This is a genomic window from Priestia aryabhattai B8W22, from assembly GCF_000956595.1.
GTDB lineage: Bacteria > Bacillota > Bacilli > Bacillales > Bacillaceae_H > Priestia > Priestia aryabhattai.
Map to the genome: position 1 here is coordinate 120,056 of NZ_JYOO01000004.1, position 18,820 is coordinate 138,875.

Consider the following 18,820-nt stretch of genomic DNA (forward strand, 5'->3'; position numbering starts at 1 on the left):
TCATGTATCAAAAATTTCGTTTCCACTCCTCATACCCTAATAAAGTTAGAAAACAAAAAGATACCTTACGTAAAGGTATCTTTTTGTTTTGTTATTTTCTTTCTCGGAATCACAGGACTTATACAGATTGATCAATGCAGCGTATTAATCTTGTTTCGATGTCTTCTGCTAGTGTTTGGAGCTCTTCATTATGAAGCATATTAATCATAGCCGTAGGCCTAGGCATGCCAATCTTTGTTTCACTTTCATCTTGATATACAACCATTTTACAAGGGAGAAAGTATCCTACTAAAAGATTTTGCGAAAGAACACGCTGAGCTTCTTTCGGATTACACACTTCTAATACTGTAAACGGTGTATGAAAGTCCTGCCCTTTTTCCTGTAGCTTTGCAGTTAAATCGAAATTCCACAAAACACCGAACCCTTCGCTTTTTAAGTTTTCTTCTAGAGAACTAATCGCTTCTTCTAGGCTTTTCGAGGTTTTTACCGTGTAATCAAACATCCAATCTCCTCCTGTTAAGTTAGAATGAATTCCTTTCTTCTACGAAACTTGAAGTTCATGTTATTCTGCCCCATCCTTAAAGTTTAAATCTATAGAATATCAATGGCAGCAGCTCCAAGTGAAATTACATCGCATGTTTTACCCCTTTTTTAACAAGTACCCAGTTAGCAGGATAGCTCGTACAAAAGCCAATAATCATGGCGATTTGCATCATAAACCAAAAGACCGCGCTGTCTGGTTTGGGTGCCTGTGTAAAAAAGACATAATGTGATAAAGCCATCCAGCCAAACATGCCGATTTCAAAGGCAATAAGCGACCACGTATCTGCTTTTACCGCGTTTTTCAGCTCCTCTTTTGAGCTATTATCTTTCATACTCATGCCGTAGTATTGAAAAGCAATTCCCGCTATATAAGCAAGAATAAATTCCACTACGTAATCTGCAAAAAGTACGCTTCCGGCAATCGTCCATCCTGTTAAAAATACGATTGGTGCGCCAATTAAATCTCCGACCGAGCACCCGCTGCTGCAGTGGGTCGTAGATACAAAAACACTTTGCCAAAAAGGCTTCTTACTATGATGGTGCTCGTGATGATGCCCCTCATGGTTATCATGCATATGATCAGAGGAATGATGAGCATGATCGTGTTTTTTTCTATCTTTACGGCCTAATTTGAAGTAAAACCATATCCCGGCCACAGGAAAATATAGGCCCGTAATAGGCCACACAATGTTCATCACAAACATCATCTGCGGATGCCTAATCACGTCGATTGTAATAACTAAAAATTGAATAATTCCGATTGCAATAGCGATATAAGAAAGTATTTCTAGCCAGCTCATGTGCTACACTCCTTTAAGATTTATCTATCAACCACATACCCTCCACCCCTATATTTAAACGTAAAAAGAGAGACTGCTCATTACTTAATAAGTTTTACAGCACTCTTATGTTTATTATGTTTACTAAACTAAACTATAGTCTAATGTAATAGAGAGAAGAAAAAATAAGGAGGAATTTTACAATGTCTAACGAAAATTATCAAACTGTTATTCAAACGCTGCATGAATGTATGAGTGCCTGCAACCAATGTTTTGATGCTTGCCTAAAGGAAGAAAATGTAGGGATGATGGTGGACTGTATCCGTTTTGACCGAGAATGTGCAGATATCTGCGGATATTTGGAACAAGCTTTAGAAAGAGGAACGCCTTTCGTTGCTGAACTAGCGGGAGTTTGCGCTGAAATTTGCGAAAAATGCGGTAACGAGTGTAAGAAACACGATCATGACCACTGTCAAAAATGTGCAGAGGCCTGCTTGAAATGCGCGGATGAATGTAGAAAATTAGCTGCATAATCTTTGGAATATAAGAAAGCTAGAACCCTTGAAGCGCATTTCAGGCATTAAGGGTTCTTTTTAATGTACTGGAAAAAAGAAGACATCACGTTTCCTAAAGACAGAATCTATAGGCTTTCTAAAAAACGACTAAACTTTTTAAGACTTTGTGAGCGCTGCTTCCCTTTCTTTACTACAAAATCAATATGAACGTCTTCTGGAAGCTCTTGATATTGAATGCTTTTTATATCGCCACGAGAATTTACTACGCTAGCCGGGACTACACTCATTCCAAGTCTATCGCGGACGCCTTGTAAAATAGCTTCTAATGAATCAAATTCCATCATGTTGGCTTTATGTGTATGATATTCTTTTGAAAACGCTAATAGTCTGTTTCTATAAATGCAGTTTACATCACTATTGAGGAGTAGCGTTGGTGGGGCTTTTTCTTCTATATCTTCATCCTTAGGTAAGATAAGCACCATTTTTTCTGCATAGTGATAAACCGTTTCAAACTGAGCCTCGTTATAGGTACCGCTAAGAAAAAGTCCGTCAATTTCCCCGTACGAAAGCATTTCTTGTAAGACTTGCTTTCTGTCTGTTTTTATTTTAACTTCAATATTTTGGTGCTCTTTCAGAAAAGATGAGAATAAAGAAGGAATTTTAATAGCAGAGACGGTCTGCGAGGCGCCAATGATTAAGGATCTTTTAAACTTATTCGGATTAACTTCTGCTTTAGCTTCCTCCATTAACAGTAAAATACGCTGGGCATAGTTAAACAAAGCTTCTCCTTCATCCGTTAACGCAACTCCTCTATTTGTACGTGTCAGTAATTTAGTACCTAACTCTTCCTCTAAATTTTTTATTCGCTGGCTGATATGCGGTTGAACATACCCTAATACTTCCGCAGCTTTTGATAATGATTTTTCTTCTGCCACACATTTAAAAATTCGTAAGTCTTGGCTTTCCAATTTCAATTCCTCCGCTGATATCATTTTAAATGATACCTCTCTTAGTATTACCTATTATATCCTTTTTTCTATCGAAGATATAATAAAAGATGTTGAGAGAAAGGAAGGTTAAGAGAAATGAACGATTTTAAAAATAAAGTATTTATTATTACCGGCGGCGGCACTGGTGTAGGCAAAGCAACAGCTTTAAAGCTGGGCGATAAAGGCGCAAAACTTGTAATAAACTACAGCAACTCAGAAACAGAAGCGAAAAAAGTTGTGGAAGAGATTACTGAAAAAGGAGGCATCGCGTTTGCTTTTAAAGCGAACGTAGCCAACGAGCACGAAGTGAATAAAATGATTCATCAAACCATTACACGATTCGGACGGTTAGATGGATTAGTGAATAATGCTAGTATTACAGCTCAAATCCCGATGAATGACTTAGAGTCTGCAACTGATGACGTATGGGACTCTTTATATGATGTAAACGTAAAAGGCATGTTTCACTGTGTAAAAGCAGCCGTTCCACATATAAAAAAGCAAAAGTCAGGGGCGATTGTTAATGTAGGAAGTGTCGCCGGTACAACTGGAATCGGCTCATCTATTCCCTATGCCGCAACAAAAGCAGCAATTCATACGATGACAAAATCGTTAGCAATTGCACTCGCACCCCATATTCGAGTAAACTGCATCTCTCCTGGTGCAGTCGACACAAGGTGGTGGGCTGGCAACGAAGATAAAATGTATCAGCTTGCAGGCAATCTACATCTTCAGCGCATTTCTTCTCCTGAAGATATCGCAGATGCTATTTTGTTTCAGTTAAAGCAAGAGTCTGTGACGGGCCAAGTGTTTACGATTGATAACGGGCAAACTCTTTAAGCATACGTGAATATTCATAAAAAACAAACCCCGCTACTAGCAAGCAATAGTAGCGGGGTTCTAACAAGGCTACTGATTCAACCTCTATTTCCCCAGTGAAAATCCTTCAAACAGCCGGCCCCCATGTGGTTCTAACACTTTATCCACCAGTTGAATTACTTTATCTTTATTTCCTGTTTTATAAAAGGTATCAAATGCCTCTACAAACTCTTTACTAAAGCGTTCATTATAGTCATTCAAAGACCTAACAATCCATTTAGAATCCCCGATCCAATGACCGTTTGTTCTTAAAACAAATTCGTGCGTTATGTAAGCGATCGTGTTAGCAATAAAAAGTGATTCACCTTTATTTGAAGAACCAATTAAATCATCTAAGGCATCGCTTATAAAATACCTTTTTAATCTAATCGTCTCTTCCGACCATTTTTCAGGGCCTTTTTCAAGTAATTGTGCAGCTTCTTTTTTTATAGACTGCACTACTCCTTTATCCGCTAAAATAATTCCCTCGGAAATCATTCTTGGCAGTGAAGGTCTAGCCCTCTTACAGTCGCTTTTAAAAAAGGCTTGGTATGAAGTCAGATTATGAGCAAAAACTTCAATTGCCCATCCAAATTCAATGAGGGACTCCCTAAAAGAAGAAATAAAACTCTCATCAAAAATAACAAGATCGAGGTCGGACGTGCGCGTAGCTTCTCCTCTCACCACGCTTCCAGCGAGCAATGCGCCTTGACAGTTAGGGTAATGTTTAAAAATGAATTGTGTAGCTGCTTGCAGCGGTTCTAACCTTTTTAGCTCTTTCATCATATTCCTCCAGAAAACAATATATATTATTTTTCTGGTTAGAGCGTGGAAATTCCTTTAAATTAAAAGCTAAGCGTTTGTTTTAATGCCTCAATAGAAGTTCGAACCCCTGCTTCAACTGACATTGTTAAATCTTCCATTTCTAAAGAAACTTCTTCATCATAGCCCATCATCTTAACAACAGAGAAAAACTCTTTCCACCACTGTAAATCTTGACCACAGCCTACGGCCACGTAATTCCAGGCTCTATTTGCTACATCCGTCACTTCTTTTGTTTCCATCACTCCGTTCACTCCTGATAGATGTCTCTCAAGGCGCACGTCTTTTCCATGAACATGATGAATGGCTGCTCCTAGTTCTCTAGCTGACAAAATAGGATCCGCTCCCATCCAGATTAAGTGACTTGGATCTAAATTTAATCCTACAATAGGTCCTACCGCATTACGAAGTTTAAATAACGTTTCAGGGTTATAGACTAGTTGAGAGCTGAAGTTCTCAAGAGCGATTTTTTCGATACCGCAGGCTTCAGCTTTCTTAACGAGCTCTTTCCAGTAGGGGATGGCTACTTCATTCCATTGATAATCTAAAATCTCTTTTAACACTGGTGGCCAGCTTACTGTATACGTAATCCAGTTTGGAATCTTGTCTTCAGGACTTCCAGCTGGTAATCCGCTCATCATAATCACTTTCTTTACACCTAATAATTTTGCCAGTTCAAATGTTTTATCCGTTACTTCCCGATGTTCTCTTCCCAGTTCACCTGGATCTAAAGGATTCCCAGAACAGTTTAACGCACAAAGTTTGATGTTACGCTTTTCTAATGCATGTAAAAATTCACTTCTTTTATCATTACTTTCTATTAATTCATCTAGTCTCAAATGAGGTGCTGGCGACCAACCCCCTGTGGTCATTTCGATCGTATCAATCCCCATCTCTTTTATTACATCTAACATTTCTTCAAAAGGCAAATGTCCTAAACTGTCTGTTACATAAGATAATTTCATCGTCTTCTCCTCCTAAAATACCGTCTGCAGCTTTTAATCTCAACAAGCTAAAAACAGAGATTGTAAACGCTTTTATTTAATTTTAATAAAGTATAGCTGTTATTATATAATCTTGAATCTTAATCGTCTTTGTTTTAAAAAGACTACTTTTTATCTTTTGAGGACATGTTTGAATCCTCATTAATTTTATTTCATAAAAATAGCTCTCCTCTGCTCGGGACACATGTAAGCAAAGAAGAGTTGACTAATCTTTATATGCAGTTGTTTTTAATTTTGTATATAGAGAACGAAAACGTCCTGGTGAGCTGCGCATCGAAGCAGTAAAAACACGTGTAAAGTAGTGAACGTCGGGAAACCCTGTTTCTTGAGCAATATCTCTAATCGACAAATCAGTTGTTTTGAGCAGTATCGCAGCTCTTTGAATTCTTTCATTTTGTACATATTCCGAGTAGCTGACACCTAATTCAGTTTTAAAGAGACGAGACAGATGACGGCTAGATAGATGTAAATGAGTCGCTGTATCCGTAAGTTTAATAGAATTGGCTAGATTATCTTTAATATATAATTTTGCAAGATTAAGGGTTAAAGAAGATGTCTTTTGAACAGCTTTCTGATGATAATTTAAAGGCAAAACAAACGTATTTATGAGCGAAAGAAGAAGAGAATGAGCTAAATTTATCAGTATTTCTTCAAAAAAAGCATCTTCTCCTTTTGCGGCATGATTCAAAAGAGACTTCCAAATGAACGGAGCAGTTCCATCTTCTTTTACATCTGCTACTACTTCAGAACATCGTTTAGCTTCTTCTATTAGTGTGATCCATTTTTCAGTTGATTCTGATTCAATCAGTTCAAAGCCTACATACAAAAGAAAAAGACCCGTATCGCTTTTTATGTGGTGTAATATCCCGGGCCTTGAAAGGAATATTGTATTTTCTTTTACCGGATAGGGACGCCCGTTGTCTATGTAAGTTCCTTGTCCTTCAAGCACGTAACACACCTCAAAGAAAGAATGTTTATGAGGGACATTATCATAGTGCTTGGGCATAACTCCCCAATAATGAACATGAAAAGACATTCCGTTTCCTTGTGTACGATGGACACGTTCATTTAAAGAAATTTTCCCCGCGATAAGATTAGCTGCCACACGCTCCACCTCCTTCTTATCTGAAGGAACCTATAATTTATAAGAAATTTCAGAATTTAAATCCCATTAAAATATGATCATGATTGATGACGATGACCAGCCTTTTTATGTCTGACAGCTTAACTAGTTATCGGAGAAGGTTTTATTTCTTTAATTGTTTTTACGATAAACACAGGGACGGGCAGAAGGCTGAGTTTTCCTAATGAAGTAATGATGCGAATGTACTTCATTTCACCTTCCACATCAATTTCATCTCCGATATTCCAGCATTCCATTGATTTTTGACTAAGAACAGGAATGATTTTCAGCACATCGCCATCAAAGGAGATGTTATCTTTCACCTCTAAAAAAGACAGGTGATCCATTCTTTTATAGTGATGCTTTGGATATGTTCTTTTTTTGAATACTGTTCCCTTAATCCTCACTAAAGTCACCTTCTCTTTTTTATCAGAGTATTCCTTCCGCTTTGCTGTAAACAAGAGAAGACAAAGATGATGGTCTCTCTTGTTTACTTCTCAGCAAAAAACCTCATAGCAAAGCGTTTAAACAGCACTAGTTAATTTTCTTAGCTGGGCCTTCAAGTTGTATAAAATTTTTCACTGTAGATTTACTTCCGCAAGACTCTCTTACGATTAGTTCATCTTTTAATACAAACTTTTTTTGTTCTAACGCTTTTCCGCTCATTAACCCAAGCAATAATTCCATCGCTTTTTTCCCAATTTCATATTTAGGCTGCTCAATCGTTGTAATATGAGGTTCAATGATATCCGACATTTTTGAGTTATCAAACCCTACTACAGCTATATCTTCAGGCACTTTTAAACCGCTGTCTTTTGCGGCTTTTATCGCTCCAATCGCCATTTCATCGTTAAAGACAAATACGGAAGTTGGGCGTTGTTCTAACGATAATAGTCGAATCATTTGATGATAACCGGACTCTAAGCTAAAATCTCCTTCTTGAATAAAAGCGGAATCCACGGGTAGATCGTGACTAATCATCGCTTGGCGGTACCCTTTTAATCGATCACGGCTTAAGATAACATTCATAGGACCAGTGATATGCGCAATTTTGGTATGCCCAAGGCTGATTAAATGCTCCGTTATTTTTCGCGCGCCGCTAATATTATCAATAGATACGGTAGAAATATCTAAGCCATCAATATATTCGCACGCAAGAACCGTAGGGAACTGTCTGGAGACTTGTTCAATTCTGTCTTTATCCATGCGGGCTGTTAGAAGAATCATGCCGTCCGCTTGCTTTTGGAATAATAAATCAACAAACTCTCCTTCTCGCTCAATGTCATTTTCTGTATCTCCTAAAATCACTCGGTAGCCGCTTTTGATGGCCGTATGCTGAATTCCTTTAAGAACTTCAGAAAAAAACGGGTGGGTAATATCAGGAACCACTACTAAAATGGTTTTTGTTTCTTTTTTTCTAAACTGTCTTGCGATGATATGGGGCTGATAATTTAATTCTTCAATGGCTTTTAGAACTTTTTCCTGCGTTTCTTTGCTTACTAGGTGGGGCTGACTAAGAACTCGCGAGACAGTAGCTGGAGCTACATTAGCTAGTTTGGCCACATCACTCATTTTAACTGACATACGTTCACTCACCTTTATCTGTAGTAATTAACATTTTATAATAAAAAGTTCTATCCGTTTTGCATCTATCTTTATTATACATTACTAGCATAATAAAGCCTCTCTTTATCATCATGATGGGGGCCGAATAGAACAATTAAGGCTATTTTAAACTAGCTATGCCCACAAGTTCTGATCTTCTTTCAAGCATAAACCATGAAAAGTGATGCAAAACATATCTTTTTATGCTTCGCATCACTTCAGTAGATCACGTTAAATGTTTAGACCTTCTTTAATCTTTAATCCTTCTGTAATTGACTTTAACGTTACTTCGTTTGACCATTCTGGTCGATCAGGGTAGGCAAATACAGAGTTTGTTACGATGCCGTCAAATTTAATTTCTCTTAATTTGCGATACAGTGCGTCAAAATCAATTTCTCCTTCACCAGGATTTAAATGCTGGTGAATCGTTACCTTTGCATCAGGCGGATTTACAATATAGCGAAGTCCAAACGCTGCTTTATGGTTAAGCGTATCAGCAATCAGAACGTGTGCAAGCAAATCACCTGCTTCATCAATATGCTTTGCTACATCGCCAATGCCATCGTCATAAAAGAAAGCATGAGGAACAGAATAAACTAATTTAATCCAGTCTTTGTCCAGCGCACGAATCATTGCAATAGCTTCTGTGTTTAACTCGATAAAATCATTTGGATGCGATTGGAGGTTAAGCTTAATTCCTTCTTTTTCAAAAATCGGCATCAGCTCTTCCATCGATTTAACAAAAGCAGCTTCACTTTCAACAGGTCGGCTTTTGTCGCCGCTGAATTCACTGTTCATTAAATCTACTCCCAGCTCAGAAGTAATTTCAATTGTACGCTTCCAGTTCCTTACTGCCGCTTCGCGATCCTGCTCATTTGGTGAAGACCACTGCTGCACCGGAAGTACAGAAGAAATTTTCACCCCAGCATCGGCACAGTATCTTTTTAAGTCTTTTATACGCTGTTTATCAACTTTTGGGTATTCATAAAACCAAATAAAATCTTTGCGCGGAGATAACTCTACGTATTCATAACCTAATCTTGCAACTGTATCAATCGTATCTTTTAAACTTGTATTGTCACGATAATGTGACGGATCATATGCTAAACGCACTGTAAAGCTCCCCTTTCTTTTATGCACACTAGACGTGCCCATCCCCTAAGTTTTAATTAAGCTGTTTTGTAAACAAAACGTTTTTACAATTACATTTTGCCTACTGCGGTTAACGTTTTATGGTAGAAATCAGGACGCTCGCCTAACGAAATAGGAACAATATTTCCTGATTTTTTTGCTTCTAAGCAAGCATCTGAAGTAACGGCCGCAACATAACCGTCCCAAGCAGTTGGTCCATTTACTTCGCCTTTAAGCGTTGAATCAATCCAGTCTTGCAGCTCTGTATCGTAAGAGTCAATGAATCGATCTTTCCAATCTACTAAAATCTCAGTAGATTTTTTTGCTTCACTGCGTAACACGACGCTTGAAGGCTCAGGTAAATTAGCGATTCCTGTTTCTCCTACTACTTGACATTGAATATCATAGCCGTACTGACAGTTTACAAAGACCTCGGCATCAATTCGAACGCCTTGCTTTGTTTCAAGCAGCACCATGATTGGATCTTGCAAATGTTCAAGCGCCTTGCTCGTTTTTCTCGGTGCCACGATTTGAACCGATACGTAATCGTCATTTAATAACCAGCGCAAAACGTCAATTTCGTGGATGAACGTATCAACGATTGACATATCGCCTGTATATGTATCAGGTACCGTAGGGTTTCTGTGTGCGCAGTGAACCATTAATGCTTCACCAATTTGTCCGCTTTCAATCACTTTCTTTAAAGCTCGATAACCTGTGTCATAGCGGCGCATATAGCCAACTTGCACCAATGGCTTGCCGTGTGTAATTTCAGCGTCAACGATTCTTTTGCAGCCTTCTGCCGTTGTAGCAAGCGGCTTTTCGCAAAATACAGGCTTTCCAGCTTGAATCGCTCCTAGCACAAACTCTTCGTGCGTCGGTCCCCAAGACGTAACAACCACTGCATCTACATCTTCCGACTTAATCAGCTCATGTCCGTCATCATAAACAACCGCATCTAAGTTTTGATTTTTTACAACAGCTTTTGCTTGTTCTTGGTTTACATCCGTAACCGCAACGATTTTTCCGCCTGATAATGTATTGGTAATTCTTCTAATATGATCTTGTCCGATTGCTCCTGTTCCAATAACCCCAATTTTCAACACCATAATCTATGGCCTCCTTTAATATGTGAACTTTAAAAATAGAAATAGATGCTTGCTAACATACGTTTTATTTTGTTTTAAAAACTTTATATGACGCTTCTTTCTTATCCCATGCCGCTGCAAAAACAGTAGCGGTTAACCCTAAGGCTGCTGCAAAAAAGAAGCCTGCTTTAAGTCCCATCCAAGAATTTAATATTCCTGCAACAAAGGGACCTCCGAATATCCCTAACGCATACAGCGCTTGATAGCCTCCCATCGCCGTAGCTCTTTTTTCTGCATCTATTCTTTCAATAGACATTCCTAGCATAAGAGGAAACACTAATCCTAATGAAAACCCGTTCACGCTTTGAATGATACAAAGCAAAAGTTTATTTTCCGTCATAGGAATCATACAGGTAAAGAATGCAGCCAGAAAAAAAGCGGCCTTTAAGATGCTCCATTTTCCAAAGCGCCAAACAAATAGCTTTTCCATAATAAGAGGAGCAGCTGCATGAGGGATCATAAAGGAAAAGACAATCAAACTCAGCTCGCTCTCTTTAAATCCTGCGCTTAATGCGTACGCAGGAGTAAAACCAAACATGGTCGTGAAAATAAGGCTGTGTGCTAGAATAGACAGCAGTGAAATTTTTAATAGCGACGGCTCTTTTATTACCCTCATTAATTCTTTAAGCTTTATAGGCGATCTCTTTACGTTCTCTTTGGGCTCGTAAATGAAAAAAGAAAGAACAGCGCCTATGACACTCAAAATCGTCCCTATCCAAAACGGAGCGTGCCATCCCCACTCACTTACAATGTAACCGCTTAAACTCATACCCAAAAGCTGAGCCAAAACTACTATAAACGAAATGATATTCATAGCACGAGTCGTTTTTTCACGTTCAAAGTAGCTTGAATATAAAATCGTAAAGGCAACCCACGTTGCCGCTGCCAATCCAGCCAAGCAGCGTGATATAAACACCCCTATTAAGCTATCGGTCAACGAAAATAGCAGGCAGCTTGACATGCTGGCTATCATGCCAAAGATAACAAAAGGTTTTCTCATTTTCACAAAGTCTGAAAAGATCCCGAGCGGAAGGCGACATAATAGCTGCATGAGTCCATAGCTGCTTAACACTAAACCAATAAAGGCATACTTGCCTCCTAGCCCTTCCATATAAGGAGACAAAATAGGTACGTAAATAAACTGCGAGAACCAAAAGATAAATGAAACGGCTGCAAAAAGATACTTATCTTTGACGGTACGTATAGCACTCAACTAATCACTTCCATTTTGTTACTGCGAAAAAAACGACTTTTATTTTTTTATACGATTGTACTACGAGGTACTAGCAAATGTCGCTAGTATCCCATAGTACGATAAGTGAATTCTTAGTAGCGTGCCGTAACCATTTTCTTTCTTGTGTAAAACTCTACGCCGTCTGTGCCGTTGGCATGAAGATCGCCGTAGAAAGAGTCTTTCCAGCCTGAGAATGGGAAGAACGCCATAGGTGCCGGCACCCCTACATTCACTCCTAGCATGCCTGACTCAATATTTTCACGGAACTCACGTACGCTTGCGCCGCTGTCTGTATAGATGCAAGCTCCGTTTGCGAATCGAGAGTTATTGGCAACGTCAATTGCTTCTTCTAACGTTTTTACACGCACGATAGAAAGCACCGGTGCAAAGATTTCGTCTTGCCAGATTTTCATTTCTTGTGTAACGTTATCAAAAATAGTTGGTCCAACAAAATAGCCGTTATCTTTTACCGCATGATCTTCACGGCCGTCACGAACTAAACGAGCTCCTTCTTCTACACCAGATTCAATATAGCTAAGTGTACGTTCTTTATGGTTTTCACGAATCACTGGTCCTAAGAAAACATCTTTTTCTAATCCGTTTCCAATGACGATGTTGTTTGACTCTTGAACAAGTCGTGAAATTAATTCATCTGCCACTCCTTCTTGCACCGTTACGACAGATGCTGCCATGCAGCGTTCACCTGCTGAACCGAAAGCAGCTCCGATAATTTGTTTTGTTGCTACGTTTAAGTCCGCATCGTTTAATACGATTGAGTGGTTTTTAGCACCCGCTAATGCTTGAACACGCTTTAAGTTTTCCGTACCTTTTTTATACACATATTCAGCTACTGGCTGTGAACCTACAAACGAAATGGCTTTCACTAATTTATGTTCAAGAAGGCCATTTACCACATCATGCGCGCCGTTTACAATGTTTAATACGCCTTTTGGCAATCCAGCTTCTTCAAATAATTCTACTAATCTTGCTGCTAAAAGCGGCGTTCGCTCAGACGGCTTTAATACAAATGTATTACCGCAAGCAATCGCCAGAGGGAACATCCAGCAAGGAACCATCATCGGGAAGTTGAACGGCGTAATCCCGCCAATAACACCAATTGGATAACGATACATGCCAGACTCAATGCCAGTTGCAATATCAGGAAGCTGTTTACCCATCATCAACGTAGGAGCACCGGCTGCGAATTCTACGCATTCAATTCCGCGCTGTACTTCTCCGCGCGCTTCATTAAAGCTTTTTCCGTTTTCAAGCGTCACAAGTTTCGCTAACTCGTCCCAGTTATCTACTAATAGCTGCTGATATTTAAATAGAATACGCGCACGTTTTGGCACCGCAGTTTTTGCCCATCCTTTGAAGGCTTCATTCGCAGCTTGTACCGCTTGATCTACATCTGCTTTTGTTGAAAGAGGAACCTCTGCAATGACTTCACCCGTTGCAGGGTTATAAACTGGTTCTGTTAGACTTGTAGATGAATCTACCCATTCGCCGCCAATATAGTTTTTTACTGTTTTTACTGTTGTTTGTGTCATGTTCATTCTCCTCTCAATTTTTGATTACGCTTGCTGCAGAACTTCTTCAGCTGTATCCATAAACTGCTTAATTTCTTCTACAGTTGGCATCGCATCTGAAGAACTGTGTTTTGAAATAACGATGGAAGCAGAAGCACCGCCAAATCTCATCGCTTCAGGAATTGTAAACCCTTGCATTAACCCGTAGATAAAGGCAGATGCGTAGGAGTCGCCAGCTCCAAATGTTTTCAGCACTTTTGTTTTAAAGATGCCGCCTCGATGAGACTGGCCGTCTTTTGTATAAGCAATCGAGCCTTCTCCTCCGTGCTTGATTACAACAATCTTAGCATGATGGAAAAACCATCGTTCAGCTGTAACTTGATCATTTGATTCTTCATAATTTAAAAGCTTTTCCATCATATCGAATTCTTCTCGCGTACCGATAATCACGTCTGATTTTTCTGCCGCTAAATTATAGTAGACGGCAGTCTCAGCTTCTGATTCCCACGTATACGGGCGATAGTCAACGTCAAAGAATACAACTACGCTATGTTTTCTCGCATATTCAAGAGCAAGAAACACGGCTTCTCTTGAAGGACTTTTAGCAAGAGCTGTTCCAGAGATAAGCAGCGCTTTTGATTGCTTAATATACTCTTCAGAAACTTCTGTTGGATGGAGCTTTAAGTCTGCCACATTATCACGGTACATCAGGATGCTGCACTCTTCAGGACTTTTAATTTCAGTAAAGGCCAGTCCCGTTACGGCTCCTGTTTGATCAACTACAATGCCTTCTGTGTTAATGTTATTTTGGTTTAAATATCTGGTGCTGAAGCGGCCCATTTGATCGTTTGACACTTTTCCAATAAAGCCTGTCTTCATTCCAAGCCTAGAAAGACCAATAGCGATGTTAGCAGGAGATCCTCCTACGTATTTTGTAAACGTCATCGTTTCTTCCATCGGGCGATTAAATTCATTTGCATTTAAGTCGATGCAAAGCCTTCCTACTGCAAGAAGGTCAAATCGCTTTTGTGAATCAAATGTTAAATAACTCATGCTCACGTCGTCTCCTTACTTTAATGCTAATTTTTCTTCCATAATCCATTCATGATCTTTGCTATTATTAAATTTCCATGTTCGAACAGGACCAGCCATGACGTTTAAATAATAAACTTCATAACCTGGAGGCGCAGATACCGGGTGATAGCCTTTAGGAACTAAGACTGCATCTCCATCTTTAATGACCATTGTTTCATCTAGAGATTGATCGTCCGTATATACTCGTTGAATTGCAAATCCATGTCCTGGGTTGACTTTATGGTAATACGTTTCTTCTAAATACGATTCATGCGGCAAGTTGTCTTGATCGTGCTTATGAGGAGGATAGCTTGACCAGTTTCCTTCCGGCGTAAACACTTCCACTACCAGCAGACTATCAGCCGGCTTTTGTTCTGGAAGAATGTTATGGACTTGTCTCGCGATATTTCCTGCTCCGCGATGCTCTACGCCCACATCCTGCGGTGCAATTAAACGAGCAGGGTATGTACCTTTTCCAGGCGCTGCGCATACCGCAATTTCCAAGTCGGTTACAGCTTCTACTTCATAGTGATCATCATTCGATACATATACGGAGTACGGAGGAATTTTTTCAAAGATATTCATTCGCTGTCCGATGTTTTCCCATTTTTCTTCTTTCGTAGAAACGTTGGACTTACCGGTCAAGATTACAATACAAACCTCTTGATTTTCCGTGTTCTTTTTAAGTGTTTGACCTTTTTTTAATGAGTAAACGTCAAAGCCAATGTACTTCCATCCCGCAGATTTCGGCGTGATGCTTAGTACGTTACCATCGCTGTCAGCTGTTTTTGTCGGTACGATTAAATCAGCCATTACTGTCCACACCTTTCTATTTCTTATTTTTTACCACGTTTATGCTAAGGACATTCTTTAATCAAGCAAACTGTATATTCTAGCTTTTTAAAAGATTAATATTTTCTTGCTTTTTGCAACTGGCTTTCTTTGCCTTCAAACGCCGTTTGAACATCTGAGCTTTCAGATACGGATGCTACTCCTACATGCCACCAAGAATCGTAGCCGTCCGTCATTGTTTTTGGAAGAACTTTAATGTCAATCAATGTACTAACACTTTGTTTTTTTGAATCTTCAACGGCATATTCAAGCTCTTCCATTGTATACACTTCGTATGTTTTGGCGCCGTACGCAGCTGCAGATTGAGCAAAGTTGATGCGCATAATATCTCCATCAAGCTGCCCCGTCCTCGGGTTACGAACGCGGAACTCTGTGCCAAAGCTTTCAATTCCATTATCCATCTGCAAGTTGTTGATGCAGCCAAAGCCGGAATTATCAAAAAGAACAATATTTATTTTAACTCCTTCTTGAATGCTCGTTACCAGCTCACTATGAAGCATTAAGTAGCTTCCGTCTCCTACCATCGCATACACTTCTTTATCGGGCTCAGCCATCTTAGCCCCCAAGGCAGACGCAATTTCATAGCCCATACATGAATATCCGTATTCAAGGTGATACGTATTACGTTCATTTGAGATCCACATGCGCTGAAGGTCACCCGGAAGGCTTCCTGCTGCACATGTAATAATAGAATCAGGTGCAATTAGTTCGTTTACTTTACCTAGCACAGTCGTTTGGACAAGTTCGGTGCTTAGGCTATCTTTATACTCCGACAGGCTTTGATCAAAATGCCCTTTAATTTCCGGAATAAATTCTTCGCCTGTGTATGCAATATTTTTTAAACGAGTCAGCTCTTGATTCCACTCTGATTTGGCTTCTTCAATTTCAGTTTCATAGCCTGATTTATAGCCTTCTAATGCAGCCGAAAGAGCTTCAAGACCCACTTTGGCATCCGCGACAATTTTAGTAGCCTCCAATTTTGATGCGTGAAATTCAGAAATATTAATAGTTAATACATCCGTCTCAGCGTAAAACAGCTTTGAAGAAGTTGTAAAATCTGTAAAACGTGTACCAACGCCAATAATTAAATCCGCTGATTGCGCTATTTTGTTAGCAGCGCTGTTACCCGTTACGCCAACTCCTCCTAGATTTAAAGGATGATTGCTTTCAAGCCCGCTTTTTCCAGCTTGTGTTTCACTAAATGGAATATGAAACTTTTCAGCAAATGCAGCAAATGCATCCGCAGCCTCTGAATAACGAACGCCGCCGCCAAAAATAAGAAGAGGCTTTTTCTTTGATTTAATCAGCTTCACTGCATTTCTGATACTTTCTTGCGAAGGCTCGCGGCGTTCAATAAGATGGGTACGCTCGCGGAAGAAGCTTTCTGGAAAATCCCACGCTTCTCCTTGTACATCCTGCGGCAGCGCGATTGTAACGGCTCCTGTATCTGCCGGATCTGTTAATACACGCATCGCATTGATCATAGCCGACATCAGCTGTTCTGGACGACTAACTCGATCCCAGTACTTGCTGACGGACCGGAAAGCATCATTTGTAGAAAGAGATAAATCGTGCGTTTGTTCAATTTGTTGAAGTACCGGGTCCGGCTGGCGTGTTGCAAACACATCGCTTGGCAAAAGCAGCACCGGAATATTGTTTGCAGTAGCTGTCGCAGCCGATGTAACCATATTCGCTGAACCTGGGCCAACGGAAGAAGAGCAGGCCATGATTTGCTTTCGATGTTTTTGTTTTGCAAAAGCTACTGCAGCATGAGCCATCCCCTGCTCGTTTCTGCCTTGATACACTTCAAGCTCGCCTGGGTTTTCCTGCAGCGCTTGCCCGATCCCCACCACATTTCCATGTCCAAAAATGGTGAATACTCCTTTGATGAAACGCTCTTTTTTCCCATCAAACTCTACATATTGCTGATTTAGAAATTTTACTAAAGCTTGACTAGTTGTTAACCTTATCGTTTTCATATACCTTCCTACCTTATCTTCTGAAATTAATCACCATCAGATTGATTTTTCTACCCTTTTTTCACATTTTTAAATGAAATCGATTTCATTTGGTGTGATAAATGAGGTTCTATCCTTTTACTTCCTAGCTCTTTCCTTTGTTTCAGCTGCTATTTAGCGATGAGACAAATACTTTCAGCCCCTGCACTTTTTAACGCTTAAAGATGGAGAAAAGCTCGAAAATTCATCATAAATTCCACTTTCAAATGAAATCGATTTCATTTGGTGTTAAAAAAATATTTTTCAAACTCCATCCTTAACTTTCCCATCATTTTTCCATACTCTGTCTTACCTGTAAAACCAATTTTATTATACATGTAGCTTCGTTTAATGAAATCGATTTCATCTGATTTTAAAAGCGCTTTCTTATCTATGAACCTAGTTTATAATATTCAGTTTACTTTGTAAACACTTTTTTAAAAATTTTGTTAGTTTATCTTTTTGTTTACTGTAATCGCTTTCTAGAGGAGCGATTACAGTAAACAAAAAAGAAAAGGCATACTTCTTTAGTATGCCTACGGGCTCTAAGTCTAAGCATATGTATAATCACTCAAAAACATTTATTCTTCCGCAAGGACAAATGTAATCTCATTTTCTTTTGCATAGTGCTGATAGCTGACGTCCACTTTATCTGTAATTAAATAATCCACTTCATGCAACTGACAATACGTAATCATTGCATACTTATCAAATTTTGTATGATCTGCTAATAAAAACACTTTTGTACTTCTTTTTATGACCGTTTCTTTGATTTCACTTTCAACGGGCGATGAATTCGTAACGCCATTTGATATGGAAATACCCGTAGAAGCCATAAATACTTTATCAAAGTTGTAATTCTTTACAGGATTGGCATGGTTAAAGCTTGAAAATGATTGAGTTTCACGCTCAAGATAGCCGCCTGTAGAAATTACTTTTAACGCATCAAAAGGCAAGGCTTTTACTATAACATCCAAACTATTTGTAACAATCGTTATCGATTTGTCTTTTAGAAATTCAATCATTTCTAACGTGGTGGTTCCTGAATCAATAAAGATCACGTCTCCGTCTTCTACGTACTGAGCTGCCGTTTTGGCAATCAAACGCTTTTGAAACTGATTTCTTGTTTGTCTTTCATTAAATGATTCAAGCTTCACATGATTAACGGCTACTCCGCCATATACTTTTTTAATATGCCCTTCATCCACTAACTTTTGAACGTCGCGTCGAATCGTGTTTTTGGAGACTTCAAACACCGAAACCAAATCATCTAATGAAACAGATTCATGTTCAAAAACATACTCTTGAATTTGTTGAATTCGCTTCGTTTTTAACATTTCTACCTCCCCCGTTTATCTTTCTTTTCGCTTTTTTGTTACTTACTATTATAACCTTTACAAAAGGCGTTTTCTAGAAGAGTAGCTGTTAAAACAAAGAGAGATTGAGACATAACTCCATCATTTCCAGTTAAAGACAAATAAGTTAGATACATAAGCTAGTAGGGATCGCTTGTTACACCGCTGATGATTTCCGTGCAAGGCTTCGCTTTCCGCGTGCGGCCGCTGAGCCTCTTCGCCTTGCCCTCCAATCATCAGCTAGAAGCAACTCAATCGATTA

At 39.3% G+C, this 18,820-nt stretch carries 19 protein-coding genes; 2 read left to right on the forward strand and 17 right to left on the reverse strand.

Annotated features, from left to right (window positions below; genetic code table 11):
- Positions 1 to 118: 118 nt before the first annotated feature.
- Both N178_RS04660 and N178_RS04665 read right to left on the reverse strand, forming a co-directional pair.
- Entirely contained in the window at positions 119 to 502 is a 384-nt protein-coding gene (locus tag N178_RS04660; protein ID WP_028414671.1) for a DUF302 domain-containing protein, read from the reverse strand.
- 124 nt (positions 503 to 626) lie between these two features.
- The gene (locus tag N178_RS04665; protein ID WP_045290875.1) at positions 627 to 1,343 is read right to left on the reverse strand and encodes a DUF4396 domain-containing protein; all 717 of its coding nucleotides are present in this window, start codon (positions 1,341 to 1,343) and stop codon (positions 627 to 629) included.
- Positions 1,344 to 1,525: 182 nt separating this feature from the next.
- On the opposite strand from N178_RS04665, the gene N178_RS04670 reads away from it, so the two are divergent.
- The gene (locus N178_RS04670; protein ID WP_045290877.1) at positions 1,526 to 1,855 is read left to right on the forward strand and encodes a four-helix bundle copper-binding protein; all 330 of its coding nucleotides are present in this window, start codon (positions 1,526 to 1,528) and stop codon (positions 1,853 to 1,855) included.
- A 107-nt stretch (positions 1,856 to 1,962) separates the two neighbouring features.
- On the opposite strand, the gene N178_RS04675 is transcribed toward N178_RS04670, so the two are convergent.
- On the reverse strand, positions 1,963 to 2,805 hold the full coding sequence (locus N178_RS04675; protein WP_045290879.1) for a LysR family transcriptional regulator: 843 nt from the start codon (positions 2,803 to 2,805) through the stop codon (positions 1,963 to 1,965).
- A gap of 117 nt (positions 2,806 to 2,922) precedes the next feature.
- Between N178_RS04675 and N178_RS04680 the strand changes: the two genes are divergently transcribed.
- Positions 2,923 to 3,666, forward strand: coding sequence for an SDR family NAD(P)-dependent oxidoreductase (locus tag N178_RS04680; RefSeq protein WP_045290882.1), 744 nt, complete (start codon positions 2,923 to 2,925; stop codon positions 3,664 to 3,666).
- Between the two features lie 84 nt (positions 3,667 to 3,750).
- Here the strand turns inward: N178_RS04680 and N178_RS04685 are convergent, their stop codons facing one another.
- The 14 genes from N178_RS04685 to N178_RS27780 form a co-directional block, all read right to left on the reverse strand.
- The gene (locus N178_RS04685; protein ID WP_045290884.1) at positions 3,751 to 4,467 is read right to left on the reverse strand and encodes a nucleotidyltransferase domain-containing protein; all 717 of its coding nucleotides are present in this window, start codon (positions 4,465 to 4,467) and stop codon (positions 3,751 to 3,753) included.
- A 62-nt stretch (positions 4,468 to 4,529) separates the two neighbouring features.
- Complete coding sequence (locus N178_RS04690) at positions 4,530 to 5,471, reverse strand: sugar phosphate isomerase/epimerase family protein (RefSeq protein WP_045290886.1); 942 nt, start codon at positions 5,469 to 5,471, stop codon at positions 4,530 to 4,532.
- Between the two features lie 244 nt (positions 5,472 to 5,715).
- Positions 5,716 to 6,615 (reverse strand): AraC family transcriptional regulator, encoded by a 900-nt coding sequence (locus tag N178_RS04695; protein WP_045290887.1) that lies wholly within the window; start codon positions 6,613 to 6,615, stop codon positions 5,716 to 5,718.
- Positions 6,616 to 6,734: 119 nt separating this feature from the next.
- A complete protein-coding gene (locus N178_RS04700) occupies positions 6,735 to 7,040 on the reverse strand; it encodes a hypothetical protein (RefSeq protein ID WP_045290888.1) in 306 nt (101 codons plus the stop codon).
- Between the two features lie 127 nt (positions 7,041 to 7,167).
- Positions 7,168 to 8,217, reverse strand: a complete 1,050-nt coding sequence (locus N178_RS04705) for a LacI family DNA-binding transcriptional regulator (RefSeq protein WP_045290891.1) — start codon at positions 8,215 to 8,217, stop codon at positions 7,168 to 7,170.
- Positions 8,218 to 8,469: 252 nt separating this feature from the next.
- Positions 8,470 to 9,351 carry a sugar phosphate isomerase/epimerase family protein gene (locus N178_RS04710; RefSeq protein WP_045290893.1) on the reverse strand — a complete coding sequence of 294 codons (882 nt, stop codon included), beginning with the start codon at positions 9,349 to 9,351 and terminating at the stop codon, positions 8,470 to 8,472.
- 89 nt (positions 9,352 to 9,440) lie between these two features.
- Positions 9,441 to 10,478, reverse strand: a complete 1,038-nt coding sequence (iolG, locus tag N178_RS04715; RefSeq protein WP_045290894.1) for a bifunctional inositol 2-dehydrogenase/D-chiro-inositol 1-dehydrogenase — start codon at positions 10,476 to 10,478, stop codon at positions 9,441 to 9,443.
- A 64-nt stretch (positions 10,479 to 10,542) separates the two neighbouring features.
- A complete protein-coding gene (locus tag N178_RS04720) occupies positions 10,543 to 11,730 on the reverse strand; it encodes an MFS transporter (RefSeq protein ID WP_045290895.1) in 1,188 nt (395 codons plus the stop codon).
- A 113-nt stretch (positions 11,731 to 11,843) separates the two neighbouring features.
- Positions 11,844 to 13,301 (reverse strand): CoA-acylating methylmalonate-semialdehyde dehydrogenase, encoded by a 1,458-nt coding sequence (locus tag N178_RS04725; protein ID WP_042452462.1) that lies wholly within the window; start codon positions 13,299 to 13,301, stop codon positions 11,844 to 11,846.
- Positions 13,302 to 13,325: 24 nt separating this feature from the next.
- A complete protein-coding gene (gene iolC, locus N178_RS04730; protein ID WP_045290899.1) occupies positions 13,326 to 14,333 on the reverse strand; it encodes a 5-dehydro-2-deoxygluconokinase in 1,008 nt (335 codons plus the stop codon).
- Positions 14,334 to 14,348: 15 nt separating this feature from the next.
- Positions 14,349 to 15,167, reverse strand: coding sequence for a 5-deoxy-glucuronate isomerase (gene iolB / locus N178_RS04735; protein ID WP_045290901.1), 819 nt, complete (start codon positions 15,165 to 15,167; stop codon positions 14,349 to 14,351).
- A 95-nt stretch (positions 15,168 to 15,262) separates the two neighbouring features.
- A complete protein-coding gene (iolD, locus tag N178_RS04740; RefSeq protein ID WP_045290903.1) occupies positions 15,263 to 17,185 on the reverse strand; it encodes a 3D-(3,5/4)-trihydroxycyclohexane-1,2-dione acylhydrolase (decyclizing) in 1,923 nt (640 codons plus the stop codon).
- Between the two features lie 599 nt (positions 17,186 to 17,784).
- On the reverse strand, positions 17,785 to 18,540 hold the full coding sequence (locus N178_RS04745) for a DeoR/GlpR family DNA-binding transcription regulator (RefSeq protein WP_013084173.1): 756 nt from the start codon (positions 18,538 to 18,540) through the stop codon (positions 17,785 to 17,787).
- 120 nt (positions 18,541 to 18,660) lie between these two features.
- Positions 18,661 to 18,795: a hypothetical protein gene (locus N178_RS27780; protein ID WP_272946318.1), complete on the reverse strand. Its 135-nt coding sequence runs from the start codon at positions 18,793 to 18,795 to the stop codon at positions 18,661 to 18,663.
- Positions 18,796 to 18,820: the final 25 nt, after the last annotated feature.